A 25,572-nucleotide genomic window follows, 5' to 3' on the forward strand; every position below is an offset into this window, starting at 1 on the left:
ATGACAGGTAAGATAATTAAAGGCATTGGCGGATTTTATTATGTGGATACCAAGTCGGGAGTCTTTGAATGTCATGCCAAGGGGCTTTTTCGAAATAAGAAAGAAAAGCCCCTGGTAGGAGACATGGTGGAAGTGGAAGAGATTCCTGACACGGAAAAAGAAATGGTGGGGCAGATTCTAAGGATTCTCCCTCGGAAAAATGAATTGATTCGCCCCTTAGTGAGTAATATTGACCAGGCGGCACTGGTTTTTGCGGTGAAGGAACCGGAGCCCTCCTTCCCCTTAATTGACCGTTTTCTTTTGCACCTGGAGGCAAGAGAAATTCCCTGTATGCTTTTCTTTAATAAGAGAGATTTGCTATCGGAATGTGAAGCGGATTATCGGGAGAAAATGCAGAGTATCTATGAAAAAGCAGGTATTCCCGTTTATTTTTTCCAAAGTAATACGAAAGAAGACCGGGAGGAGATCCTCAAGCTTTTAAAGGGAAAAACCACTGTTTTTTCCGGACCCTCCGGTGTGGGAAAGTCCAGTATGATTAATCTACTGCTGGAAGACAGGAGGATGGAGACAGGAAGTCTTTCCGAAAAAATCAAAAGAGGAAAGAATACCACAAGACATGCGGAATTTTTCTCTCTGGGAGAAGATAGCTATGTCTTGGATACTCCCGGTTTCACCTCTTTATTTCCACCGGATATCTCTCCCGAGAATCTGCGGTATTTCTATCCGGAGTTTGAAGAGTATCGGCAGTCCTGCCGCTATAATACCTGCTACCATTTGGGAGAGAAGAAGCAGGATTGCGGAGTAAAACAGGCGGTGGAAAAGGGAGAGATTGCCCCGGAGCGTTACGAAAGTTACAAAAGCTTATATCAGGAGATTGTACAGGAAAGAAAGAATTATTAAGGAGGTTTCCGTGAAAAATCGATTATCCCCGTCTATATTGGCGGCAGACTTTTCCGCCTTACAGGAGGATGTGGCTTTAGCTGAGGCTGCAGGTGCGAAAAGCTTTCATTTTGACATTATGGACGGGCATTTTGTGCCCAATATTTCCTATGGAGCAGGAATTGTTTCCGCCTTACGGAATAAGTCCAAAGCCTTTTTTGATGTGCATCTGATGGTGGAGGAGCCGGACTTTTTCTTTGCCGATTACAAAAAGGCGGGAGCAGACAGAGTTTCCGTTCACGTGGAGGCGGTAAAGCATTTGGATCGTTCTTTGCAGGCAATACGAGAGCTTGGTATGGAAGGCGGCGTTGCTTTAAATCCTGCCACGTCCCTGTCCACAATAGAAGAAATTCTTCCCATTTGTTCCTATATTTTGATTATGTCTGTAAATCCGGGCTTTGGAGGACAGAGCTTTATCCCTTATACCTTGGAGAAGATTAAAAGGCTTCGGAAAATGGCAGAGGAGAGAGCCCTTCCCTTGGAAATCGGTGTAGACGGGGGAGTAAAATTGGACAATATTTCTCCGATTCTGGAAGCAGGAGCCAACTTTATTGTGGCAGGCTCCTCCGTATTCGGAAAGAAAGACGAAATTGGAGAACGGGTAAAGAGTTTTAATAAGGTTCTTGAAAATGCCTAGGGGACAGTTTATAGTAAGGTAATAAAATAAAGGAGGGTCAGAGAATGCTGGATATTAAATTTGTGAGAGAAAATCCTGAAATTGTTAAAGAGAATATAAGAAAGAAGTTCCAAGATGAGAAGCTGAATCTTGTGGATGAGGTTATTTCTCTGGATGTGGAAGCCAGAAAGGTGCAGATGGAAGCGGATGAGCTTCGTAGTAAAAAGAATCAGGTTTCCAAGCAAATCGGAGCTTTGATGGCGAAGGGAGAGAAGGAAGCGGCGGAAAAGGCCAAAGAAGAGGTAGCTACATTCTCCCAGAGACTGGCAGAATTAGAGGAAAAGGAGCCGGCTTTACAGGAAGAAATTTTAAAAAGAATGATGGTTATTCCGAACATCATTGACCCCTCCGTACCTATCGGAAAGGACGATTCCTGCAACGTGGAGAATGAGCGTTTCGGGGAGCCTGTGGTTCCATCCTACCCCATACCTTACCATGCGGATATTATGGACAGCTTTTCCGGCTTGGACTTAGATGCAGCGGGAAGAGTAGCCGGTAACGGTTTCTATTATCTGGTAGGAGATGTGGCAAGACTTCATTCCGCAGTGCTTTCCTATGCCAGAGACTTTATGATTGACAGGGGCTTCACCTATGTGATTCCTCCCTATATGATTCGTTCCAAGGTTGTGGACGGCGTTATGTCTTTCGCGGAAATGGATGCCATGATGTATAAGATTGAGGGAGAAGACCTTTACTTAATCGGTACCTCCGAGCACTCCATGATTGGACGCTTTATCGATCAGATTTTACCGGTAGAGTCCCTTCCTTTGACCTTAACCTCCTACTCTCCCTGCTTCAGAAAGGAAAAGGGATCTCACGGTATAGAGGAGAGAGGTGTTTATCGTATCCATCAGTTTGAAAAGCAGGAAATGATTGTAGTTTGTGAGCCGGAAGAGGCTATGGACTGGTACAACAAGCTTTGGCAGAACACTGTAGACTTTTTCAGAAGTCTGGATATCCCTGTAAGAACACTGGAATGTTGTTCCGGAGATTTGGCGGATTTGAAGGTTAAGTCCTGTGACGTGGAGGCCTGGTCTCCCAGACAGAAGAAGTATTTTGAGGTAGGTTCCTGCTCCAACTTGGGAGATGCACAGGCAAGACGTTTAAAGATACGTGTTAAGGGCGCAGATGGAAAGAATCATTTAGCCTTTACCTTAAACAATACCTGCGTGGCACCCCCCAGAATGTTGATTGCTTTCCTGGAGAACCATTTACAGGAAGATGGAACGGTAACCATTCCTAAGGCTTTACAGCCATATATGGGTGGCAAGGAAGTTTTGGTTCCCAAGTTCAATTCCGTAGAAAAAGAAAAAAATGCATTAAAATAAAGTTTTTTACAAATATTGTAACGGTGATGCCGCTTCTTTTGTCCTATCAGAAGAAGCGGTTTTATCGTTGTGAAAACATTCTCATTGCGTAGTAAGGGGCTATCCTCTATACTAGCTTAGTATTAGGGAAAGTAGGCTTTTCGCATAGAAAGGAAAAAAATGGAACCCATTATTTCCGTGAGGGATTTATATAAAATATTCAAGATAGGTGATACGGAGGTATATGCCTTAAACGGATTGAACTTTGACATCTATCAGGGCGAATTCATTGCCATTGTGGGTACCTCAGGTTCCGGAAAGTCAACCTGCCTGAATATGCTGGCAGGTCTGGAAAAGCCCAGTAAGGGCAGCATCACCATTACCGGAGAGTCCATTGAAAAAATGAATGAGAAACAGCTGGTGGCTTTTCGAAGGATGCATGTAGGCTTCATTTTCCAAAGCTACAACCTGATTCCCTTTCTGAATGCTATGGAAAATGTTGCTATGCCACTGATGTTTCGAGGGGTTTCCAAAGAGGAAAGAAACAAAAAGGCTTTGGAATATCTGGAGCTTATGAACATCGGAAAGGAAGCCAACCGTTCTCCCAACCAGATGTCCGGAGGACAGCAGCAAAGAGTGGGTATAGCCAGAGCCTTAGTGATTGATCCGGAAATTATATTTGCGGACGAGCCCACCGGAAACCTGGATTCCCATACCACCGAAGAGGTTTTGGCCTTGATGCGAAACATTGTAGAAAAGCAAAGAAAAACTCTGATTATGGTTACCCATGATCCCCATATTGCATCCTGGGCTGACCGGCAGTTAAGAGTGGTGGACGGAAGGATTGTAGAAACCGTTATTCGGAAAGAAAGCAAAATCGAAGAAGAGATTTTACGGGAAAATGGTGCTCCGCCCTATACTGTAGTGGAGAAGCAGCAAGAAGGAGAAGCAAGATGAAAGAGATAAGAAACAGCAGTAAGAAGATGTCTAAGGGGTTCACCAAGACAATCGATAGAAAGAAAAACATGGGGAAAACCCTGTTTTCACTCTTTTTGTGTCTTAGCCTTATGCTTCCGTTTTTTAGTCAAAGAAGCTATGCCGGCTATGTGAATACTAATCTAAATACCTTTATTCATGATGTGCAGGATGTGCCCACAGGCTATCCGGGGCAGGAAATGGAAGTGAAGGTTCGTATCGGTTACAACGGCTTAAACGGTTTAAGTAATCCCAATTCCGATGTGATTAATAATGTAAGAGTGCGTTTATCCAACGACCAAAGCTATCTGACGACCCAGAACAGTCCCCAAAAGACACAAAAGAACAATCCCTACAAGGATTCTTCCGATGAAGATGAGCAGGGCGAGGCACAGAAGGATGCCTGGGAAGAGGGCTACAAGGCCGGAAAAAACAATGCCTATAACAACGGTTTGAACTATGTTTATCCGGTGGATGGAGGAGTCTACCCCTTCGAAGTGAATGCTTCTCTTTTCACCCAGGAGCAGAAATTGGGAAGCCTCAAGAAAGGAGAGTATAAGGAGTTATCCTTTAAGGTGAATGTCCGTTCCGATGCATTGAAGATGAAGGACAGCAGCGGAAATACCAGTGACGGTTACTTCGGCGTACCCTTTACCATTTGGTATGATGTTCCGGGAGCTAGCCAGACCCAGAATAAAACCGAGTTTGTTAACGTTTTCATCACGGAAAGCGGAGAGGTGAAGGATTCCGGAACTAAGACAGTGGCTCAAGCCTTTGTGGTGGGAGAGAATCAAAGTACCCCTGTGGGAACCTATCCCAATGCGATGAATTACAACGTGAATTTCCGAAACCAAAGCGGAAAGACCCTGTATGATGTAAAGATTAAGATGAATATGTCTTTGGCAGAAAAGGAAGCCGTACAGCTTACCGCTGCGGCAAAGGCGGAGGCGGTGAAGGATTTCCCCTTCTCCATTAACGAATCCAACTACGACAGAGACTATGCCAAGGTGGAGAAGGGAGAGGTGATTTCTCCCGCTTATTCCATGGCCATTAAGCAAAACGCCGCCACCGGATTTTATCCCCTGTCCTATACGGTAAGCTATAAGCTGGCGCCGGGAAGTACGGTGTCTGTTACGGATACCTACTCCTTCTTTGTTAATGTAAAGAACCCCAATATGGTGGATGTGGAGAAGGAAAAGCTGAGAGACTTTAATGCCAACGACCGTAGTAAGGCCAGGATCATTGTGGATTCCTACAGAACGGAGCCGGAAAAGGTTTATGCCGGAGATGAGTTCACCTTGATTTTAAATATGAAAAACGCATCCAGCTCCATTGCGGCAAGCAATATTCTCTTTACCCTGACCTCGGAAAAGGCTCAGGAACAGACCGTGTTTGCCATTTCCGAAGGTTCCAACTCCTACGTGGTGAATTCCCTTGCGGCGGGAGCCAGCACGGAGCTTAGACTGAATGTAAAAGCTAATGCGGGAGTGGATCCCAAATCTTATATTTTGACTATTAATGAAAAATACGATTCTCCCGACTTTAAGAATGCGGAGGAGAAGGTGGATATTGATATTCCGGTTAATCAGGTGGCAAGAATGGGATTTTCCAACTTTGATGTGAATCCCTCCAGTGTGCCTGTGGGCAATGAAGCCAACGCCATGTTCAGTATCAACAATACCGGACGTGTAATGCTCTACAATGTTACCGCCAATTTTGAAAATGACTACATCAAAAAGACCACGGCTTATGTAGGAAACATTAAGCCGGGAGAAACAGGCTCTGTGGATGTTATGCTTTCCGCTGTTAAGGCAACGGATGGGGAGACTACCATTCCTGTAGAGATTTCTTATGAGGATGTAAACGGAAATAAGGCCACGGAAAAAACCGAAATTACTTTAACGGTAACGGAAGCTGCGGAGGCCGAATCCATGGATGATGCGGGTGGAGCCAGCAGAGATCTTACAGAAACAAAACCGACTTCATCCCTACCGATTAAGGGTATTGGCATAGGAGGAGCAGTAGTTGCTGTTATGGGAGGAGCCGCCTATTTCATCCGTAAGAAAAGAAAGAAGAGCTAAATGAAGGTAGTAGATTTATTTCTCTTGGCCATTAACAACTTAAAACGAAGAAAGTTCCGAACGGTACTTACGGTTTTGGGTGTAGTCATCGGTACTTCCTCCATTGTAGTCATGGTGAGTCTGGGACTGGGGATGAGTGAATCTCTTTTGCAGTCCTTTAAAAACTCCGGGTCACTAACAAAAATCAACATTAGTAATTACGGAGGAATGGCGGATAATACCGGTAAAAAAGCGGCGGTACAGCTGACGGATGACAGCCTGAAGCAATTGGAGACTATCCCCCATGTAACCGGTGTTTCCCCTTCCCTGGAGGTGCCGATTACCGCAAAATTCGGAGCCTATGAGGCCAATTACAGTATTCGGGGTGTTTCTCAGGCGTATTTTTCCCAGATGAAATTAAAGGAGGGAACTACACCTCCTGCCGGAGATTCTGAACTGACATTGGTTTACGGCAATACGGTAGGAAGCTCCTTTCATAAGGTGAAGAACTGGCAGGACAGCTATGTGGCCAATCCTATGAAGGATACTATTTTCTACATTTTCCCGGAAAAGCAGGTATCCAATCCTAACGGAGTCAGCAAAGACCAGCCGGAGACAGCAAACAATAAGCCTCAGAAAAAATACATTCTTAAGACAGCCGGTATCATGGAAGGTACAGCAGAGGATTACAGTGAGGAATCCATGTATGCCTATGCGGATATTGACACCCTGAAAGCTTTCTTAAAGAAGATTTATAAGAAGGACCTGGTTCCGGATCCCAAGACGGGAAAGAACGGAAAGCCTCTTCGTTACTATGTCTACGATGAAGCCTATGTTTTCGTAGATGATATGAAAAATGTATCCGAGGTTCAGAAGACGATTACGGATATGGGGTACTCCGCATACTCTAACCTGGAATGGTTAAAGCAAAGCCAGGACTCCATCAACATGGTGCAAATGGTTTTGGGAGGAATCGGTGCAGTTTCCTTACTGGTTGCAGCCATCGGAATCATGAACACCATGATGATGTCCATTTTCGAAAGAACCAAGGAAATCGGTGTAATGAAGGTTTTGGGCTGTGATATGGGAGATATTCGAAATATGTTCCTGACAGAATCCGCTCTTATCGGATTTTTCGGAGGCTTAATCGGCATTGCCTTAAGCTACGGAATTTCCGCAATTATTAACAGCTTAACCGGCGGAGGAGGAAGCGATGTGCTGAGCGACTTTACCAATGGCGGAGAAGGACAGCTTTCCCTGATTCCGGCTTGGCTTGCTCTCTTTGCTATCGGCTTTGCCATGCTGGTGGGTATGTTATCCGGTTATTTCCCCTCTGTAAGAGCCATGAAGCTAAGTCCTCTTGCGGCAATCCGAAATGAGTAAGCATCTAGCTTAAATATCCTATAGAACTGTCTTAAAGAAGGCAGGAGAGTGAAAACTAAGACTTCTATACCTTGTTTTATGAATGGGGAAATGATACAATTTCCCCATTCTTTTTCTATTCTTAGCTTGGCTATTCCGGAAAAAACCGGGATATGTCCTTATAAGCTTGGAGAGAGAAGCAAAGTGGAAATATAAATTTTTTGAAACGAAGGTAAGTATAAAAGAGAGAAGGAAAAAGGGATGCTGAAAATTGCAAAGTTTGGAGGAAGCTCCTGCGCCAGCGGAGAACAGTTTCGTAAGGTAAAAGAAATCGTTATGGAGGATCGGGAAAGACACTATATTGTGGTTTCCGCACCGGGAAAACGAAATGATCAGGATACTAAGGTGACAGATTTGCTACTGTCTTTATATGATGCGGTACAGAACAAGTCCGGTGCAGAGGAGATTTTAGAGAAGATAAAAAATCGTTTCCGGGATATTATTTCCGATTTGGACTTGTCTCTTTCTTTAGAGGCTGACTTTCAGGAGATTTACGAGAAGCTTCTGGCAGGAGAGAGCAGAGACTATGCCGCATCCCGGGGAGAATACTTAAATGCCAAGTGTATGGCGGATTTCTTGGGCTTTCCCTTTGTGGATGCCAAGGATATGATTTTCTTTTTAGAGGACGGAAGCTGCGATTTTGAAAAAACGGAGATGATGTCCAGAGAGGTTTTAAAGGACTTGGATTATGCGGTAATCCCCGGCTTCTACGGAGCCAATGGGAAGGGAGCAACCATTACCTTCTCCAGAGGGGGCTCAGATGTTACCGGTTCATTGATTGCTGCAGCGGTTCATGCAGATCTTTATGAAAACTGGACCGATGTATCCGGCTTTCTGGTGGCGGATCCTCGCATTGTGAAAAATCCGGAAGTTATCGACTACATCACCTACAGAGAATTACGAGAGCTTAGCTATATGGGCGCCGGCGTTCTCCACGAGGATGCTATTTTTCCGGTACGAAAAGAAGGTATTCCTATTCAGATTAAAAATACCAATGCAACCCAGGATCACGGCACCATGATTGTGGCCAATACCCTGAAAAAGCCAAGATTTATTATTACCGGAATTGCCGGAAAGAAGAATTTCTGCTCCATCAACATTGAAAAAGCCATGATGAATGCGGAAATCGGATTTATCCGTAAGGTGCTTTCCGTAATCGAGGAGAACGGTATTTCCGTAGAGCATACCCCATCCGGTATCGATACCTTAACATTGTTCATTCATCAGGAGGAGCTGGAATCCCATGAACAGAAGGTGTTACAGGGGATTCAAAGAGCAGTGAATCCGGATCTGATTGAATTGGAAGCGGATTTATCTTTGATTGCCGTTGTAGGAAGAGGCATGAAGTCCTCTAGAGGTGTGGCAGGTCGTATTTTCTCTGCTCTTGCTCATGAGTACATCAATATCAAGATGATTGACCAGGGATCTTCCGAGTACAACATCATTATCGGTGTGAAAAACGAAGATTTCAATGCGGCGATTAAGGCGATTTACAATATGTTTGTTTTATCGGTATAAGAGACTTTTTGGCCGGAAAGCATTCTAGGAACAGGAAGACCGGTTTAGACAGGAAAGGGAGGAAAATGCCTTCCTTTCCTAAATCCGGAAAGAGAAAGTGAGGGCTATGGACATTCTTGTCATAGGCGGAGGACCGGCGGGGATGATGGCGGCCATCTATGCGAAAAAAGAGGCCGGAAATCGAGAGGTCGTTCTTTTTGAAAAAAATGAAAAGCTGGGGAAGAAGCTCTTTATCACAGGAAAAGGAAGGGGAAACTGGACCAATTCCTGTGAGGAAAGCATTTTTATGGAGAAAATTCTTCGAAATCCCCGGTTTTTTATGGGGGCCTTTCGGAACTTTAACAATCAGGATGCCATTGCCTTTATGGAGAAAAATGGCTGTGCGCTGAAGGAAGAGCGGGGAGGCCGCATTTTCCCGGAGAGCAATAAGGCCTTTTCCTTAACGGACGGCATGAAGAAGGCTCTACAGAAGGAAGGGGTAAAGGTCTGCCTGAACAAAAAGGTGGACTCCATCCTAAAAAAGGGAGATGTCTTTCTGATTAAGGGAAATTTTCCGGAGGTGGAAGCCAAGAAAGTTATTATCGCCACCGGAGGACTAAGCTATCCCTCTACGGGCTCCACGGGAGACGGCTACGACTTTGCCAAGGCCTTTTCCATAGAGGTGACGAAAACCTACCCCTCTTTGGTGAAAATGGAGGTTTTGGAGGAGGATGTGTACCCGCTTTCCGGTCTGAAGCTAAAGCATATCGGTCTGAAAATCTTAAATGAAAAGGGGAAATGCCTCTACGAAAAGACCGGGGAATTATATTTTCAAAAGAACAGCCTATTAGGACCGGTGGTTTTATCCGCCAGTGCAGCCCTAAGTCCGGAGATTTCCGAAGCTCCTATGGGAAGCTATCAAATCGCTATTGACCTTAAGGCGGAAATGGGACAGGAGCAGTTTGACAGCTTTTTCCTAAGAGACTGTGAAAGCAAGGGAAAGGAAAAGCTCTATCAGCTTTTAAAATCCTATCTTCCTGCTCAGCTTTATCCCATTTTCCTGAAACGCTTGGAAAAGCAGGGCGTGTCTTTAGAGAAAAAAAGCTCGGAGCTGAAGAAAGAGGAACGAAGGAAGATTTTAAATCTCTTTCACAGCTTCCCCTTTACAGTGCAGGGGCTGGGAGGCTTTCCGGAAGCCATAGTCACCAAGGGGGGCGTGGAAACCACGGAGCTTTCCAAGAAAAGTCTTGAGGCCAAGAAGGTTCCGGGACTTTACTTTGCGGGGGAGGTAGTGGATCTGGATGCCTATACCGGAGGATTTAATATGCAAATCGCCATCTCCACCGGTGTTTTAGCAGGACAATCCGCAGGAAGATCCCTAAAAGAAGAGCAATAAAAATGCAATAAAAAAATAATAAGAAAAGCTATAAGTAGAGCTATAAGTTGAGCAGTAAGATGAAGCTGTAGAGAAGAGACCTTTGATAAGCGTCTGTAAGACAAAGCTTTTCAGAAAAAAAGAAAGGAAGAACACATGCCATACACAATAGCCATAGACGGACCGGCAGGGGCGGGTAAATCCACCATTGCAAAATTATTATCGAAAAGCCTGGGCTTTTATTATGTAGATACCGGGGCACTGTATCGTGGCCTTGCTTATGGAATAGCGGAAAAGGGAATTCCCTTTACAGCGGAAAAAAGCATAGAAGAAGCTCTTCCCGCCCTACAGGTGGACTTGGCATACGAAGGGGAAAAGCAAAAGGTTTTTTGTAACAAAGAGGATTGTACGGACTACATTCGTACTCCGGAGCTGGGACAGGGAGCCTCCATGATTTCTCAATACGGCTGTGTTCGGGAAAAACTGCTGGATTTACAGAGAAATGTAGCCAAAGAGCATTCCTGTGTAATGGATGGAAGAGATATCGGTACGGTGGTTTTACCGAAGGCAAATAAAAAGTTCTATTTAACCGCTTCTCCCGAAATTCGGGCAGAAAGACGTTGGAAGGAGCTTTTGGAAAAGGGAGAAAAAATCAGCCTTGAACAGGTGCTTATGGAAGTAAAGGAAAGAGATCACAGAGACAGCACCAGGGCCATTGCCCCCTTGAAAAAGGCGGAGGATGCCATTGAAATCGATAGCAGCAATCTTTCCATCAATGAAGTAGTGGATAAGATGTTAAGCTATTGTGTGGGAAGTGAGGAATAAAATGGAGGCAGTCCTGGCGAAAAGTGCAGGCTTTTGCTTTGGGGTGGAACGGGCGGTGGATGCAGTCTATCGCGTTCTTTCCGAGGAAGAGAAGAAGGATGAGTCGGAGAGACGACCGATTTATACCTATGGAGCCATAGTGCATAACGAGCAGGTGGTAAAAGCCCTGGAGGACAGAGGGGTTATGCTTTTAAAGACAAAGGAAGAGCTGTCCCGTTTGGAAAAAGGAATTTTAGTGATTCGCGCCCATGGGGTAGGGGAAGAGATTTACAAACTGCTTCAGGGAAAAGATATCGAAATTGTGGACAGCTCCTGTCCCTATGTACGAAAGATTCAGCGTCTTGTGCGGGAGCACAGTGAAAAGGGCGAAAGAGTCATTGTAATGGGTGACCCGGAGCATCCCGAAGTGCAGGGAATCCTGGGCTGGGGAAAGGGAGACGTGAAGGCTCTAAAGGGCATAGAAGAGGTGGAGGCACTGCCGGATGGAGAGGGGCAGGAAATCTTTGTAGTGGCTCAAACTACTTTTCATATTGATAAATTCAAACTAGTTCTTGCGCTTTTTAAAAAAAAGGGGTATCATGTTTCTGTTATCAATACGATTTGCAACGCAACTTTCGAAAGGCAGTCAGAAGCAAAGGAATTAGCTGGACGATCCGACGCCATGGTGGTGATTGGTGGAAGCAGTTCATCTAACACAAAGAAGTTATTTGAGATATGCCGGGCGATATGCCCTAATACCCAGCTGATACAAACGGTGAAAGATCTTAAATTCAACTCGGATGAAGCGATTCGCAACGTAGGTATCACAGCAGGGGCAAGCACCCCAAAAGAAATAATAGAGGAGGTTCTAACTTATGTCAGAAATGAGTTTTGAACAAATGCTTGAGGAATCATTAAAGTCGGTTCATGCGGGGGAAATCGTTACAGGAACTGTTATCAGTGTGAAGCCGGATGAAATCGCACTGAACATCGGATACAAGTCCGATGGAATTATGACCAGAAGTGATTACAGTGCAGACAACCAATTAGACTTAACTACAGTAGTATCTGTAGGAGACGAGATTGAGTGTAAGGTTAAGAAGGTCAATGACGGTGAAGGTCAGGTCGTTCTTTCCCACAGAGATGCTCTTCAGTCTAAGGCTTCCGAGGAGTTAAGAAAGGCATTTGAAGAGAATGCTATTCTTACCGGTAAGGTAGTACAGGTTGTTAAGGGCGGATTGAATGTAGAAGTGGACGGAGCAAGAATTTTCGTTCCCGCTTCCTTAGTATCCGATAGCTTTGAGAGAGATTTAAACAAGTATCAGGGACAGGACATTCAGTTTGTTATTACCGAGTTCAATCCGGCCAAGAGAAGAATTATTGGAGACAGAAAGCAGATTATGTCTGCTATGAAGAAAGAGCAGCATGACAAGCTCTTCTCTGAGTTAAAGGAAGGCGATATCCGTACCGGTGTGGTTAAGAATCTTACTGACTTCGGTGCATTCATCGACCTTGGCGGTGCAGACGGACTTCTTCACATCTCCGAGATGAGCTGGGGAAGAATCGAGAATCCGAAGAAGCTCTTTAAGCCGGGACAGGAAGTAGAAGTTCTGGTTAAGGAAATTAGCGGAGAGAGAATTGCATTAACCAGAAAGTTCCCGAACGAGAACCCATGGAAGGATGCAGAGAGCAAGTATGCCGTAGGCGAAATCGTTACCGGTAGAGTTGCAAGAATGACTGACTTCGGTGCATTTATCGAGTTGGACAAGGGAATTGATGCTTTATTACATGTTTCTCAGATTTCTAAGGATCATGTGAACAAGCCATCCGATGTTCTTGAGCCCGGACAGGAAATCGAAGCAAGAGTGGTTGATTTAGATGTAGACAACCACAAGATTTCTCTTTCCATCAAGGCACTTCTTCCTGAAGAGGAAGGAGATGTAGCTGATGTAGACGTAGAGGCAGCATCTGAGGAATAAGATTTTAAAGCCGGGCCATGTGCCCGGTTTTTTTGTGCGTATTTAACGGACTTTAGATGGAATTGGGACTGATATCTGAGAATCATAGCACTGATTGTGAGGAGTGAAATGGGACAAGAAATCGAGAGAAAATGGAGGGTTAGAAGGCTTCCGGAGGATTATCATCGGTATCCTTCTAAGCTTCTGGAACAAGCCTATCTATGCCAAAATCCCACCCTTCGTATTCGGAAGGAAAGCAGTATTTTCGGTGGAGAAGAGGAGGGCAGTATTTCCGGCGAAAAAGAGGGAAGTAGCATTTCTGATAAGAATGAGCAAGTCGGCCTTTCCGAAGAAAGGACGCAGGAAGAGTATATTTTTTGCTACAAGGGAAAGGGTAGACTTTCCAGAGAGGAGTATAACCTGCCCTTAACAGAGGAAGCCTATGAGACCTTGATTGGAAAGACAGAGGGAAGGGTGATACGAAAGTTCAGGTATGCCATACCCCATGGAGCTTATACCGTAGAATTGGATATATTTCAGGGAGAGCTGGAGGGACTTTGTTATGCGGAAGTGGAGTTTTCTTCCGAAGAGGAGGCTCTTTCTTTTCAGCCCTTAGACTGGTTTTCCGAGGAACTTACCGGGGAAATAGGCTATTCCAATGCAGAACTCAGTTTTGCAAAGGAGCTTTCCAATCTTAAATTAAAGGATTAAAGCAGGCTTTTTCTTCTTTTTATTGCAGAAATGTCCGTTCAATGCTATACTTTACCCTCGAAAGCCCAGCAAAGGCGGTTTTTAAATTATAAGAGAAAAGTTTTGGAGGTATGCGCAATGAGCGTAAAGGTAGAAAATCTAGAAAAGAATATGGCAAAGATTACAGTAGATGTATCCGCAGAGGACTTTGCTCAGGCTGTAGAACAGGCTTACCAGAAGACTAAGACACGTTACAACATTCCCGGCTTCCGTAAAGGAAAAGCTACAAAGAAGATGATTGAGCAGCATTATGGCCCACAGGTTTTCTACGATGCAGCGATTAACAACATTTTGGATACCCATTATCCTGCAGCTGCCAAGGAATCCGGCTTAGACATCGTTTCCCGTCCTGAAATCGGCGTTGAGCAGATTGGAGAGGGAAAGGACTTCATCTTCACCGCTACCGTTGCTGTACGTCCTGAGGTTACTCTTGGAGAGTACTTCGGTGTTACCGCAGAGAAGGCTGATGTATCTGTAAGCGCGAAGGAAGTAACCGAGCGTTTGAATAAGGAACTGGAGAAGAATTCCAGAATGGTGGATGTGGATCGTGCTATTAAGAAGAACGACATCGCTACCATCGACTTCGTAGGTTCTGTAGACGGTAAGGAATTCCCCGGCGGAAGAGGAGAGGATTATCCTCTTACCATCGGTTCCGGAACATTTATTCCCGGATTTGAGGATCAGCTGATCGGAGCAAAGGCCGGAGAAGAGGTAGATGTTCATGTTACCTTCCCGGAGAACTACGGCGCTAAGGATTTAGCAGGAAAAGAAGCTTTATTCAAGGTAAATGTTAAGGCTGTTAAGGAGAAGCAGGTTCCTAAGGCTGATGACGAGTTTGCCTCCGAAGTTTCCGAGTTTGAGACTCTTAAAGAGTATAAGGAAGACTTAAAGAAGCAGATTAAGGAAGAGAAGGAGAAGAGAGCTACTTCTCAGGTAGAGAACAACGTAGTGGCAAAGGTTGTGGAAAATGCTTCCGTAGAGCTTCCTGAGCCGATGGTGGAGATGCAGCTGGATCAGATGTTCTATGATTACGCTAGACGTATGGAAGCACAGGGCATCCCCATGGATCAGTATATGCAGATTACCGGTCTTACAGAAGAGGGATTAAAGAGCCAGATGAGAGAGACCGCAGTTCAGAACATCAAGACCTCTTTGGTTTTGGATGCTATCCAGAAGAAGGAAGGCATTGAGGTTACTGAAGAAGCTATCGAGAAGGAACTGGAGAGAATTGCAGAGCAGTATCGCATGAAGAAGGAAGATCTGGCAAAGACCATCAGCGATTCTCAGAAGCTTTCCATTAAGAGAGAGCTGGATATTCAGGCTACCATTGATAAGCTGGTAAGCGAAGCTAAGCTTGTAAAGCCTGAGAAGAAGAGCAAGAAGGAAGAGAAGGAAGAAGCTGCTGAGAAGTAAGTCTTCCGAAATAAAGAATACTGAGGACTGAGAAGGCTGTTTCGGCTTCCCGGTCCTTTTCTTTCTTAAACTATGGGTTTATAGGGGAAAGGATTGCCCTATGGTATTCTATAGAAGAACCCATAATAGAGGAGGTATACCATGAAGAATTTTTCCTATCCACAAAATATAACAACCATTCCCTATGTTATCCAGTCTACCAGCAGGGGAGAGCGTTCCTATGATATTTTTTCCAGACTCTTAAACGAAAGAATCGTTTTCCTGGGAGACGAGGTAAACAGCGATACCGCATCTCTGGTTATTGCCCAGTTGCTTTTTCTGGAATCCGAGGATCCGGACAAAGACATTTCCCTTTATATCAATTCTCCGGGAGGCTCAGTAACCGCAGGAATGGGAATTTATGATACCATGCAGTACATTAAGTGCGACGTTTCCACCATTTGCGTAGGTATGGCGGCATCCATGGGAGCCTTCTTACTGGCAGGGGGAGCCAAGGGAAAGAGAATGATTCTTCCCAATGCGGAGGTTATGATTCACCAGCCTTCAGGCGGTGCCCAGGGACAGGCTACAGAGATTCAGATTACGGCAGAATGGATTCTCCGTACCAAGAAGAACTTAGCCAAGATTTTGTCGGAAAACTGTAATCAGCCCTTTGAAAAGGTGATGGCAGATACGGAGAGAGATTACTGGATGTCTGCTGAGCAGGCTCTGGACTACGGTCTGGTTGACCACATTTTCCAGAAAAGAACAGATTTAGAAAAGAAATAAAAAATAAGGAAAGCAGGAAGAAATATGCCTATGAAACCGGATGATAAAGTAAGATGTTCCTTTTGCGGAAAATCAGCAAAGCAGGTTCGGAAAATGATTGCCGGCCTGAACAACACCTACATCTGTGATGAGTGTGTGGAGCTTTGTCAGGAGATTTTCGATGAAGAAATGGGCGGAGAGAATGCAGGAAGCGAAGTTTCCGATATCCATTTATTGAAGCCGAAGGAAATTAAAGATTTCCTGGATGAATATGTCATCGGACAGGACGAAGCGAAGAAGGTGCTTTCCGTTGCGGTATATAATCATTACAAGAGAATTACTTCCAAGGTAAGAGACATTGATGTGCAGAAGTCCAACATTTTGATGATCGGACCTACCGGAACCGGAAAGACCTACCTGGCCCAGACACTGGCTAAGATTTTGGGCGTGCCCTTTGCCATTGCGGATGCCACGGCCCTCACCGAAGCCGGCTATGTGGGAGAGGATGTGGAGAACATTCTTTTAAAGCTGATTCAGGCAGCGGATTATGACATTTCCAAGGCGGAGATCGGTATCATTTATATTGATGAGATTGATAAGATTACCAAGAAGTCGGAAAATGTTTCCATCACCAGAGACGTTTCCGGAGAGGGTGTACAGCAGGCACTTTTAAAGATTTTAGAAGGAACCGTTGCTTCCGTTCCTCCTCAGGGAGGAAGAAAGCATCCTCAACAGGAGCTGATTCAGATTGACACCACCAATATTCTCTTTATCTGCGGCGGAGCCTTTGATGGCTTGGAGCACATTATTGAGAAGAGAATTGCTTCCGGCTCCATTGGCTTTGGTGCAGAAATCGTAGAGAAGAATAAGGATAACTATGATGATGTTTTGAAGCAGGTACAGCCTGAGGACTTAACAAAGTTCGGATTGATTCCCGAGTTTATCGGTAGAGTACCGGTGGATGTGGAGCTAAGCAGTCATGATGTGGACAGCTTAAAACGTATTCTGACTACTCCGAAGAACGCTCTTGTGAAGCAGTACCAGAAGCTTTTTGAGATGGATGGCGTCGGTCTGTCCTTCAGCGATGATGCGGTAACCGCCATTGCGGAGAAGGCAGTACAGAGAAAGACCGGAGCTAGAGGACTTCGTTCTATTATGGAAGGGATGATGACAGAAATCATGTATGAGATTCCTTCCGATGAAGATATTGCCGAGGTAGAGATTACCAAGGATGTGGTAGAGAATCAGGCAAAGCCCAGAGTGGAAAGAAATCCTGAAAAGAGACAGGAGCGCTGGCTGGAATTTCAGCAGAACAAAGAAGACAATGTAAAAGAGAGAAAACAGCTTAAGAAAAGAGGATAATATGGTCATTCGTTCTGTAGATCTTCCCTATGTTTGCGGAGTAAAGTCTACTTTACCAAGGACAGGAAAGCCGGAATTTGTCTTAGCAGGCCGTTCCAATGTGGGAAAGTCCTCCTTTATCAATACCTTATTGCAAAGGAAGTCCTTTGCCAGAACCTCCTCCACACCGGGAAAGACCAGAACCATTAACTTCTATTCTGTAAATGACAGCTTCTATCTGGTGGATCTTCCGGGTTACGGCTATGCGGCCACAGGCCCTGTAGAGCAGGAAAAATGGGATCGTATGATTCGTCGCTATCTGGAGCAGGGGGAGGATATCGAAGAGGTGGTGCTTCTCCTGGACTGTAGAAGAATTCCCGGTGAGAAGGATTTACAGATGTTCCAATGGATTTGTTCCGCAACAGGCTATGAACCCATTGTGATTATCACAAAGATGGATAAGTTAAAGCGTTCTCAGCAACAGCAGGCAGTAAAGGATATTCGAAAAGCCCTGTCTGCCAGTCCGGAATGTGTTATGATTCCCTTCTCTGCCACTTCCAAGGCAGGAAGAGAAGAATGTTTGGATTTAATTGAGAAGATTTTGTTGACAAAGGAAGACTAGAGTGTTAAGATTCTTTAGTCTTATGACAGGAAAGTAGGTATCCACCTCACCTTGGCAGTTCACTGACCCGGGTTAATATTGATTATTACCTTTGTGTATTTTCAATGGTGGATTGGCTTACAATCCACCATATTTTTATTTTTCACGAGTATCTCCGGAAAAGTAAGGGATACATTGGGTTTGTGCAGAGAGGAGCTTATGGCCATTAAAAAAAATGCGGAACTGGAAATTAACGAGCAGATTCGGGACAAAGAAGTAAGAGTCATCGGAGCAGAAGGAGAGCAGCTGGGGGTTATGTCCATTCAGGAAGCTCAACAAAAGGCGAGAGAAGCGGAGTTGGATCTGATTAAGATTGCAGCAACGGCTCAGCCACCTGTAGTTCGTATTGCGGATTACGGAAAATATCGTTATGAACTGTTGCGTAAAGAAAAGGAAGCCAGAAAGAACCAGCACACAACAGAACTGAAAGAAATTCGTATGACGCCAAACATTGATACCAATGATTTGAATACGAAGCTTTCCGCAGCGAGAAAGTTCTTGGAGAAGGGAAACAAGGTGAAGATTGCCTTACGTTTCAGAGGAAGAGAAATGTCTCGTATGAATCAGTCCAAGTATATTCTGGATGAGTTCGGAGAGAAGCTTTCCGACATTGCCGTACTGGATAAGGCGGCAAAGGTTGAAGGTAGAAATATGGCAGTGGTTTTAAGCCCGAAAAAGTAAATTCACAGGAGGCAAATATGGCAAAGTTAAAGCTAAAAACGAAGAGAGCAGCAGCAAAGCGTTTCAAGCTCACCGGTACAGGAAAGTTAGTTAGAAACAAGGCAAACAAATCTCACATCCTTACCAAGAAGACCACAAAGAGAAAGAGAACTTTGAGAAAAGATACTGTGGTTGACCACACTAACGAGAAGGTAATGAAGAAGATTCTTCCTTATCTGTAATAGGCTAAGGGAATGATAGGAGGATAAGATGAGAATTAAAGGCGGAGTGAACGCAAAGAAGAAACACAATAGAGTTTTAAAGTTAGCTAAGGGATATAGAGGCGCCAGATCCAAGCAGTACAGAGTGGCTAAGCAGAGCGTTATGCGTGCTCTTACCGAGTCCTATAAGGGACGTAAGGAGAGAAAGAGACAGTTCAGACAGCTCTGGATTGCCAGAATCAATGCAGCTGCAAGATTAAACGGTCTTTCTTACTCCAAATTGATGTTCGGATTAAAGTCCGCAGGCATCGATATGAACAGAAAGATGTTATCCGAAGTAGCTATTGCAGATCCGGATGGATTCAAGGCTCTTTGCGATGCAGCTAAGGCTAAGTTAGCTTAAGAAAAAATATCGAATTAGCGATAGAAAAATAGATACCGTTTCGACATGGGGAGTAAGCTGAGTCGGAGCGGTATTTTTTTGTATCATTAAACCATTGGTGAGATCTTTGTTGATGAAAGCAGGTACTCTCCGGCAAGCCAATAAATTATCAGAAAAGCTTATAAATGACTTTTATTTATATGATATTAAAATGCCAATTTCCTTGTACTTATTTATAGAAATGCTATACTCCAATAGTCGCTATCATGTTGACTTGAAGGAGTAGAACAAATGAAAAAGAATCTTATGAGACTGGTACTTTGCGGTTCCATGCTGTCCGTATTGGCAGCTTGCGGAAACAAAGCTGCAGACACGAAGACAAGCGCAGCGCAGGAGAGCGTAAAGGAAAGCGAGAAGCAGAGCGAAAAAGCTTCTGAAGCAGCTTCCGAGAAGGCGGAAGAGAAGAAGGAAGAGGCGAAGGATTTAGCGGAAGTAAAGACCGAAACCGTTTATGTTGGTCCTGAGTATGTGAAAGAATTAATGGATTCCGGAAAGGATGTAGTGGTTTTGGAAGCTGCCTGGGGTAAGGTAGAGCAGGATGAAGCCTATAACAAGGCACATATTCCCGGAGCCTTTCATGTTAATACGGATGATATTGAGGAGGATGAGACCTGGAATTTCCGGACTCCGGAAGAAATCGGAAAGCTTTTAAAGTCCTATGGCATTACGAAGGATACCAAGGTGGTATGCTATGGAAACAGCCCTGAAAATGCGGCGGATGATCGCCTGGCTACAGTTCTTCTTTGGGCCGGTGTAGAGGATGTAAAGAACTTAAGCGGCGGAATTGATGCCTGGATCAAGGCGGGATATGAGACGGAAACGAAGGTTAACCAGCCTGTAGCTACCGATAAGGATTTCGGCGTAAAGATTCCTGCACATCCGGAATATATTTTAAGCATCGATGAAGTGAAGGAAAAGCAAAAGGATGATCCGAAGTTCAAGCTGGTAAGTATTCGTTCCAAGGATGAGTTCTTAGGAAAGACCTCCGGCTACTCCTATATTGACCGTGCAGGAGAGCCCTTAGGCGCAGTTTGGGGACATGATACGGATGACGGTTCCTACAACAATCCGGATGGCAGCATCGTTTCCTTAGATAAGCTGGAGTCTTATTTAGGAGAAAGCGGTGTTTCCTTAGAGAAAAATGATGTGGCATTCTACTGCGGAACCGGTTGGAGAGCTTCCGTGCCCTTCCTGATTGCTCATGAAAATGGTTATAAGAACGCTTACCTCTATGACGGCGGTTGGTATGTATGGCAGATGGATGGCGAGAACAAGGTTCAGCTGGGCGAGCCGGGAAGCAGCGACTATAAGGAAGTTTTGGTAAAAGACTTAAGCACAGATAAGGCAAAGAAATAATGAAAAGAATATTGCTTCAGGGAATTACGGTTTTATCCGGCCTTATCAGTCTCTTAGCCCTTGTGGGACTGTATATTATCCATTATTTCACGGAAAAGAAGATGGGCATGGCAAGACACATGGTATATTTACGAAGCAAATGGAGGGGACCTCAAATCGGTCCCCTTTTCTTGCACCAATGGAAGGTGCTGTCGGGAATGATTGTTCTAAGCCTTTTATTTCTTACTTTCACAAAGAAAGCCTTCAGAGGGAAGGAAAAAAAGAATGGTTTTTCCGAGCTTTTACCTAAGCTTTCATACAAGCTCTTAATACTTTACAGCATTTGCTCCTTCCTCTTTTCCTATGCTTATTTCTTTATCGCCATGACCCTGAAAATGAGGGAATATGAGCTAAGTATTTTACTTCTACTTATACAAAATACTATGATAGTTTTATGCTATGGAACATATCTGTGGAGGACGGTATGGCTAAGAAAAAATTAGTGGGCTTTTTGATTTTCTTGATCTTAGTGCTCGTCCTTCTTTGGAAGGTACCGGTAAAGGATATTTTTCAGGGAGAATTGCTTCGGTATTTACAAAGTCTGGTGGAAGAGAATTTTCTCCTGGCGGCATTGGTCTATGTTTTGCTCTGTGCCTTGGCGGGAGCCTTTTTGGCTCTTCCGGGTATCAGCTATGCCCTTCTGGCAGGCATGGTTTTTCATGCTTTTTGGGGAACTGTTCTTTGCACTCTGGCAGCCAGTATTTCCGCAGGAATCTCTTTTCTTATGGGGAGGTATTTCTTGCAGGACAGCATCAAGCCGAAGCTTATGCAAAATCCATACATTGCCAGGTATTTCATGGGAGAGGGAAAAAAGAATCTTCTTGTACTTTTGTTTATCACAAGAACCATTCCGGTCTTTCCTTTTAATTTACAAAACTATGCCTATGGGATTACGGACATTTCTTTTTCCTTGTACTTTGTTTGCAGCTTCCTTTTCATGATTCCGGGAACAGCCATGTATACCATTGCCTTCGCCGGCTTGCAGGAAAAGAAAAATCCATGGATTTATTTCTTGACTGCAGGAGTTTTGTTTTGTCTTTTGATGGGAATGCTGTATTTTTTCAAAAAAAGAGAGAAGGCTATGGGGAAAGAAGAGAAGGCTTAGGAAATTTCAGGACTTTCCCAAGCATTCTCCGAAGCTTTGGCAATGAGTGAGAAACTAAGTTTGAGCACAATTTAACTAGAGTATATTTCAGGGGAGTTTATGGCGGAAAAGAAAAAACGGGAAATTCATAAGCGGGTGGAGGAGTGCATTCACTGTAATGCCTGCAAGAGAAAATGTAAGTTTTTAACCAAGTATGATATTTGCATCGGAGATACGGAGAAGCTAAAGGAACTGGCTTACCATTGCTATCTTTGCGGCGAATGTACCAGAGTCTGCCCTAAGGGGATTGACGGAAGGGAAATTATTCTGGACTTCCGAAAAGAGCAGGTGAAGGAAGGGAAATATGGATTAAAGCAAAGGGGCTACAGCGGGATTTTGCTGGAGAAGAAAAATTACCTCTTTAAGAACCATAGAAAAGCGAAAGGTGCAAAGACCGTATTTTTTCCGGGCTGTAATTTTCCGGCCTATTATCCAAAGACCTTGGAGAAACTATTATCTATCTTTGCAAAGGCAGGGATTCCCCCTTTCTATGATTGCTGCGGAAAGCCTGTACTGGAGCTGGGATTGGAAGCGGAAGCTAATGCCATTTTCCGTAGACTGAATCAACGCTTTCAGGATTTCGGTATTGAGGAGATTGTGCTGGCCTGCCCAAACTGTTACTATCATTTCGGTAAGCAGCTGAATGTAAAGATTACTACAGTTTATGATAAGCTAAAGGAACTGGGTGTTGGCAAGAAGGTGGAGGGAGAATATAGCTGCTTTTATCCCTGTCCGGATCGGGAGGATAAAGTTTGGATGGAGGGTCTGTCTCACTTTATCAGCGGAGAAATTTCTGAAAAGAAGAATCTGCAATGCTGCGGTATGGGAGGATGTGCCTTTGTACAGGAGGCTGAGCTTTCCAAGGAAATGGCAAAAAGCACCCAGGGAGGGGAGAAGCCTTTAATCAGCTATTGCTCCACCTGTATAGGACAGTTTACGAAGGAAGGAAATTCCGAAGCGGAGCACTTCCTGCCCTTAATCCTGGAGACAGGAGAAAAGGCGGACTACAGCCATTCCTTCTGGAATCGCTTTAAGCATAAGTTTTATTAAGAGGAGGGGAAATGGAAGCTGCCCATGGTCTGTTTCATCGAAAAAAGTGCTGTAAGCTTACGAGGCAAAGTGAAAAGTTAAGACATACTGAAAAGGTAAGAGAAAGCAAAATCGAAAGACAAAACGACAAAGATCAACAAAGTCTGCTTCTCTTTACCAGACTTCCTATCTTAGGAAAAACCAAAACCAGGCTGGTTCCTCATATCGGAGAGGAAGGAGCCCTGCAAGTTCATTGGGCTATTCTTAAGGACTTTTCCGCAATATGGAAGAAGCTGGAAAGAAAGGGAAAAGCTGTTTCCCTGCTGGTGTTTTATGATCTGCCTAAGGGCATTGCTAAGGAACAGTGGGAAATAGCTTTAGACTGCTTAAAATCCCTATTTACCAAGGCTTCCTTTCAAAGACAGGAGGGGAAGGACATTTTCGAGAAGATGGAAAATGCCTTTCGCTATAGCTTTTCTAAGGGCAGTTCCTTTTCCTATTTGGTGGGGGCGGATATCCCCTTTATGGAAGCGGAACATTTTCAACGCGTTTTTGCTTTAGGAAGGAAGGGAAGACAGGTCTTAGGAGCTAGTCTTGATGATGGCTATTACGGGATTGGCTTACAAAGAAGAATAGAGCCGGAGCTGCTTCATAAGTGTTTCTCTTATGAAGCGATAAAGGAAAATAGAATTATACTGGCAGCTGCCTCCCTTCGGAATGGCCGGTCTATGCCGGGGGGCAGAACTATAAGATCTGTCCAAAAGGAAAGCCCCTTTTCCTATACCAGGAAAATCCTGGAGAAGTCTTCCATTCCCCTTAGCCTTTTGGAAAAAAAGAGGGATGTGGATGATGGAGCAGACCTGAATGCCTATAGAAGCATGCTTCCCTATGATAAGGGGCTTCGCCAATCCTCCTTCGGAGAGGCTCTTACGGAAAATGCGAAAATCTCCCTCATTATCCCCTGCTACAAGGAAGGAAAGCTGCTTAGAAGAATGGAACGGCAGCTTCGACCCTATAAAAAAGACTTGGAAATCCTCTTTGTAGACGGAGGAGAAAATCATTTTTCCGGAGAGTATAGGGTGATTCCCAGTAAGAAGGGAAGAGCTTTACAGATGAATCTTGGTGCGGAAGAGAGCTCCGGAGATATTCTTTTCTTTTTACATTGTGATTCCATCCTTCCCAAGGACTTCGTGAGAGAAATCCGGGAGGGAATCAAGCATTCCCTAGCCGGTTGTCTAGGGATTCGTTTTAAAAATCCCTCTCCTTTAATGCGTATTTGCAGCTTTATCAGTAACCATAGAGTGCTGGATAGAAGGGTAATGTTTGGGGATCAGGGCATCTTTGTGGATAGGGATTGTTTTTTCGCCATGGGAAAATTCCCGGTCCTTCCTTTAATGGAGGATTATCAGTTTTCCCTGAATCTAAAGAAGCGGGGAATCCTTCCTTATTTGGCCAAGAAGCGCATCATTACCAGCGACAGACGCTTTCAGGGGAATTTCCTAAAAAAACTATCTTTGATGTGGAAAATGAACCGGCTTCGGGCAAGGTATCGTAAAGGAGAAGATATTGAACAGTTGGCAAAGGAATATAGAGACATTCGCTAAGGCTCCGGAGATTTTAAAGCGTATTGCAGAACCGGCTTATCGGGAGGCTTTGGCTTTAGGAACAGAAGTACGGGAAGAGTATCATTTTCTGGCCAGGGGAGAGTATAACGAAAATTATGTATTTATCCATCCGGATTCCGGGAAAAAATATGTGCTTCGGATAAACCATGGCTCTCAAATGCAGCTGGAAAGGCAGATTTCCTACGAAGCCCATGCCCTAAAGCTTTTGGAAGCTAGTGGAAGAACGCCTAAGCTTTATTACTGTTCGGAAAAGTCAGGGGAGCCGGGAATTCTTGTGATGGAATTTTTGGAAGGCATTGCCCTTGACTATGCCAAGGACTTAAAGCTGGGGGCGGAAATCCTTACGGATATTCACGGACTTCCTTACAACAGGGAAGAGGACAGAGGGGAAGACCGGCTGTATTTTGCCAAGGATCCCTTAGTGGAAATGCTTTCCGAGTCTGCAAGACTGCAAAGGGTATATGAGTTAAGTCCCTTTATAGAGGATTCCGTCTATTCCCGCCTTCATGCCCTTTGGAAGAAGGGGGTGGAGGAAAAGGAGCGGGGAGAAAAGCTTTTAAGACAGGAGGAGTTTTGCATTATCAATACGGAATTAAACTCCGGAAATTTCCTGATGAACGGGGAAGGAAAGAAGAACTACTTGGTAGACTGGGAAAAGCCGCTTTACGGCCACTTTGCTCAGGATTTGGGACATTTTCTCAGCCCTACCACTACGTTTTGGAAGACGGATTACATCCTTTCGGAAAAGGAAATAAAAGATTTCTTAGAGCATTATAAAAAATGCAGAGACATAGAGCTTCCTGCCCTACAGGAGCAAACAGCTCTTTTTATCTTGTATAACTGCATCCGGGGGCTTTCCTGGTGTGCCATGGCCTATACGGAATACAAGAAGGGAAGAGATTTGCAAAATGAAGATACCTTCCAAAAAATCAAGGCCTATTTGCAGGATCCCTTCCTGACAAAGGTGGAGGAATGCTGTAAGAAGCTGTTTTAGATAGCGGATATTCCGATTTCATAGACTGACCTGACACTACGAAAATGGAAGAAGAAAACAATCCGGTTTTACAATTCATTTTGGGCTTTACGATATAGAGTTATAAAATAACTAAGACTATGCTATCAGAAATTACA

Annotated in this window: 25 protein-coding genes; all 25 read left to right on the forward strand. The window is 44.4% G+C overall.

The genetic code is table 11. The features are described from left to right. The 25 genes from rsgA to HNQ46_RS01595 all read left to right on the forward strand — a co-directional run bounded on the left by rsgA (position 1) and on the right by HNQ46_RS01595 (position 25,435). The gene (gene rsgA, locus HNQ46_RS01475) at positions 1-900 is read left to right on the forward strand and encodes a ribosome small subunit-dependent GTPase A (RefSeq protein ID WP_183682024.1); all 900 of its coding nucleotides are present in this window, start codon (positions 1-3) and stop codon (positions 898-900) included. A 10-nt stretch (positions 901-910) separates the two neighbouring features. Further along, a complete protein-coding gene (gene rpe, locus HNQ46_RS01480) occupies positions 911-1,576 on the forward strand; it encodes a ribulose-phosphate 3-epimerase (protein WP_183682027.1) in 666 nt (221 codons plus the stop codon). A 44-nt stretch (positions 1,577-1,620) separates the two neighbouring features. Then, positions 1,621-2,943, forward strand: a complete 1,323-nt coding sequence (gene serS / locus HNQ46_RS01485) for a serine--tRNA ligase (protein WP_007155929.1) — start codon at positions 1,621-1,623, stop codon at positions 2,941-2,943. A gap of 159 nt (positions 2,944-3,102) precedes the next feature. Further along, positions 3,103-3,879, forward strand: a complete 777-nt coding sequence (locus tag HNQ46_RS01490; protein ID WP_183682029.1) for an ABC transporter ATP-binding protein — start codon at positions 3,103-3,105, stop codon at positions 3,877-3,879. Then, complete coding sequence (locus HNQ46_RS01495) at positions 3,876-5,978, forward strand: COG1361 S-layer family protein (RefSeq protein WP_183682032.1); 2,103 nt, start codon at positions 3,876-3,878, stop codon at positions 5,976-5,978. Before HNQ46_RS01490 ends, HNQ46_RS01495 begins: the two co-directional genes overlap by 4 nt. Beyond that, entirely contained in the window at positions 5,979-7,340 is a 1,362-nt protein-coding gene (locus HNQ46_RS01500; RefSeq protein WP_183682036.1) for an ABC transporter permease, read from the forward strand. A 240-nt stretch (positions 7,341-7,580) separates the two neighbouring features. After that, positions 7,581-8,897 (forward strand): aspartate kinase, encoded by a 1,317-nt coding sequence (locus HNQ46_RS01505; protein ID WP_183682039.1) that lies wholly within the window; start codon positions 7,581-7,583, stop codon positions 8,895-8,897. A gap of 106 nt (positions 8,898-9,003) precedes the next feature. Continuing rightward, a complete protein-coding gene (locus HNQ46_RS01510) occupies positions 9,004-10,272 on the forward strand; it encodes a BaiN/RdsA family NAD(P)/FAD-dependent oxidoreductase (protein WP_183682042.1) in 1,269 nt (422 codons plus the stop codon). Positions 10,273-10,407: 135 nt separating this feature from the next. Then, a complete protein-coding gene (cmk, locus tag HNQ46_RS01515) occupies positions 10,408-11,076 on the forward strand; it encodes a (d)CMP kinase (protein WP_183682044.1) in 669 nt (222 codons plus the stop codon). Position 11,077: 1 nt separating this feature from the next. Beyond that, positions 11,078-11,950: a 4-hydroxy-3-methylbut-2-enyl diphosphate reductase gene (gene ispH, locus HNQ46_RS01520; RefSeq protein WP_183682048.1), complete on the forward strand. Its 873-nt coding sequence runs from the start codon at positions 11,078-11,080 to the stop codon at positions 11,948-11,950. Beyond that, complete coding sequence (gene rpsA / locus HNQ46_RS01525; protein ID WP_007155937.1) at positions 11,931-13,034, forward strand: 30S ribosomal protein S1; 1,104 nt, start codon at positions 11,931-11,933, stop codon at positions 13,032-13,034. Before ispH ends, rpsA begins: the two co-directional genes overlap by 20 nt. Before the next feature lie 108 nt (positions 13,035-13,142). Beyond that, a complete protein-coding gene (locus HNQ46_RS01530; RefSeq protein ID WP_183682052.1) occupies positions 13,143-13,724 on the forward strand; it encodes a CYTH domain-containing protein in 582 nt (193 codons plus the stop codon). 117 nt (positions 13,725-13,841) lie between these two features. After that, positions 13,842-15,176 (forward strand): trigger factor, encoded by a 1,335-nt coding sequence (gene tig / locus HNQ46_RS01535; RefSeq protein WP_183682055.1) that lies wholly within the window; start codon positions 13,842-13,844, stop codon positions 15,174-15,176. A 141-nt stretch (positions 15,177-15,317) separates the two neighbouring features. Next, complete coding sequence (gene clpP, locus HNQ46_RS01540) at positions 15,318-15,944, forward strand: ATP-dependent Clp endopeptidase proteolytic subunit ClpP (RefSeq protein WP_183682058.1); 627 nt, start codon at positions 15,318-15,320, stop codon at positions 15,942-15,944. A gap of 24 nt (positions 15,945-15,968) precedes the next feature. Then, positions 15,969-17,285 carry an ATP-dependent Clp protease ATP-binding subunit ClpX gene (gene clpX / locus HNQ46_RS01545; protein ID WP_183682061.1) on the forward strand — a complete coding sequence of 439 codons (1,317 nt, stop codon included), beginning with the start codon at positions 15,969-15,971 and terminating at the stop codon, positions 17,283-17,285. 1 nt (position 17,286) lies between these two features. Next, positions 17,287-17,886 (forward strand): ribosome biogenesis GTP-binding protein YihA/YsxC, encoded by a 600-nt coding sequence (gene yihA, locus HNQ46_RS01550; protein ID WP_183682063.1) that lies wholly within the window; start codon positions 17,287-17,289, stop codon positions 17,884-17,886. Between the two features lie 198 nt (positions 17,887-18,084). Next, positions 18,085-18,606, forward strand: coding sequence for a translation initiation factor IF-3 (infC, locus tag HNQ46_RS01555; protein ID WP_183682066.1), 522 nt, complete (start codon positions 18,085-18,087; stop codon positions 18,604-18,606). A 17-nt stretch (positions 18,607-18,623) separates the two neighbouring features. Beyond that, the gene (gene rpmI / locus HNQ46_RS01560) at positions 18,624-18,827 is read left to right on the forward strand and encodes a 50S ribosomal protein L35 (protein WP_007155945.1); all 204 of its coding nucleotides are present in this window, start codon (positions 18,624-18,626) and stop codon (positions 18,825-18,827) included. Between the two features lie 28 nt (positions 18,828-18,855). Further along, entirely contained in the window at positions 18,856-19,209 is a 354-nt protein-coding gene (gene rplT / locus HNQ46_RS01565; RefSeq protein WP_007155946.1) for a 50S ribosomal protein L20, read from the forward strand. Between the two features lie 270 nt (positions 19,210-19,479). Next, complete coding sequence (locus tag HNQ46_RS01570; RefSeq protein WP_183682069.1) at positions 19,480-20,604, forward strand: sulfurtransferase; 1,125 nt, start codon at positions 19,480-19,482, stop codon at positions 20,602-20,604. Beyond that, positions 20,604-21,086: a hypothetical protein gene (locus tag HNQ46_RS01575; RefSeq protein ID WP_183682072.1), complete on the forward strand. Its 483-nt coding sequence runs from the start codon at positions 20,604-20,606 to the stop codon at positions 21,084-21,086. Before HNQ46_RS01570 ends, HNQ46_RS01575 begins: the two co-directional genes overlap by 1 nt. Continuing rightward, a complete protein-coding gene (locus HNQ46_RS01580) occupies positions 21,068-21,748 on the forward strand; it encodes a TVP38/TMEM64 family protein (protein WP_183682075.1) in 681 nt (226 codons plus the stop codon). Before HNQ46_RS01575 ends, HNQ46_RS01580 begins: the two co-directional genes overlap by 19 nt. Positions 21,749-21,847: 99 nt before the next feature. Next, positions 21,848-22,837 carry a (Fe-S)-binding protein gene (locus HNQ46_RS01585; protein WP_183682077.1) on the forward strand — a complete coding sequence of 330 codons (990 nt, stop codon included), beginning with the start codon at positions 21,848-21,850 and terminating at the stop codon, positions 22,835-22,837. Between the two features lie 11 nt (positions 22,838-22,848). Next, positions 22,849-24,420: a TIGR04283 family arsenosugar biosynthesis glycosyltransferase gene (locus tag HNQ46_RS01590; protein WP_183682081.1), complete on the forward strand. Its 1,572-nt coding sequence runs from the start codon at positions 22,849-22,851 to the stop codon at positions 24,418-24,420. Then, positions 24,383-25,435: an aminoglycoside phosphotransferase family protein gene (locus HNQ46_RS01595; protein WP_183682085.1), complete on the forward strand. Its 1,053-nt coding sequence runs from the start codon at positions 24,383-24,385 to the stop codon at positions 25,433-25,435. The genes HNQ46_RS01590 and HNQ46_RS01595 overlap by 38 nt, the downstream gene beginning before the upstream one ends. Positions 25,436-25,572 lie beyond the last annotated feature (137 nt).

The organism is Oribacterium sinus (assembly GCF_014202695.1).
Lineage (GTDB): Bacteria > Bacillota > Clostridia > Lachnospirales > Lachnospiraceae > Oribacterium > Oribacterium sinus.